Annotated in this window: 1 protein-coding gene and 1 pseudogene; one reads left to right on the forward strand and one right to left on the reverse strand. The window is 72.6% G+C overall.

Going from position 1 to position 647, the window contains the following annotated elements; all coding sequences use genetic code 11:
• Nucleotides 1-304 (reverse strand): BCCT family transporter (locus ACFWJO_RS39285; RefSeq protein WP_386873039.1); only part of this gene is annotated, 304 nt, incomplete at its 3' end.
• A gap of 154 nt (nt 305-458) precedes the next feature.
• On the opposite strand from ACFWJO_RS39285, the pseudogene ACFWJO_RS39290 reads away from it, so the two are divergent.
• Nucleotides 459-647, forward strand: a pseudogene (locus ACFWJO_RS39290) (hypothetical protein); the annotation flags it as partial.

A 647-nucleotide genomic window follows, 5' to 3' on the forward strand; every position in this document is an offset into this window, starting at 1 on the left:
TGCCGAACCAGGTCAGGCCGGAGTACTCCGGCACCGCGTCGTCGTCGCCGAGCTTGACCCGGCCGTACCGGGTCACGGCGAGGATGAACAGGAACGCCACCAGCAGGGTCAGGCTGAGGGTGTAGATCCAGCCGACGTCGTAGCGCAGCCAGCTCGAGACCACGCCGAAGGCCGCCTGGACCGGGCCAGGGAACAGGCCCATCGCGGCGGTGAAGAGCACGACCGCGGCGGCCGAGCCGAAGAAGATCGCCGGACTCGTGCGGAGCCCCAACGTGTCGTGCAGGCGAGTGAGCGGGGAAGTCATGAGTCTCCCGGGACAGGGTCATGGGAGGCCCGCGGCGGCACGCGTGCTCGCTCACCGGTGGGCCGGTGCCGGGTGGCACGGTCTTCCACTGTACCGAAGCTCACGTCGGGGCTCGACGGCGTGCCCGTCCTCGGCCAGCCCCTAGGGTGGGGTCATGCCCGATCCCGCCCCCGCCCCGACCGCGCGCTGCACGGTCCTGCCGGCGTCCGCCCGCGACCCCGACGGCTGGCTGGAACGGGAGGTGGAGATCCGCCGCAGCCGCTTCCTCACCTACCTCGGGCGCGTCGAGGACGAGGCGCAGGCGCGCGAGATGGTCGCCGTCCTGCGGCGCCGGCACCACGAC

The organism is Streptomyces sp. NPDC127092, assembly GCF_042722475.1.
Taxonomy (GTDB): domain Bacteria; phylum Actinomycetota; class Actinomycetes; order Streptomycetales; family Streptomycetaceae; genus Streptomyces.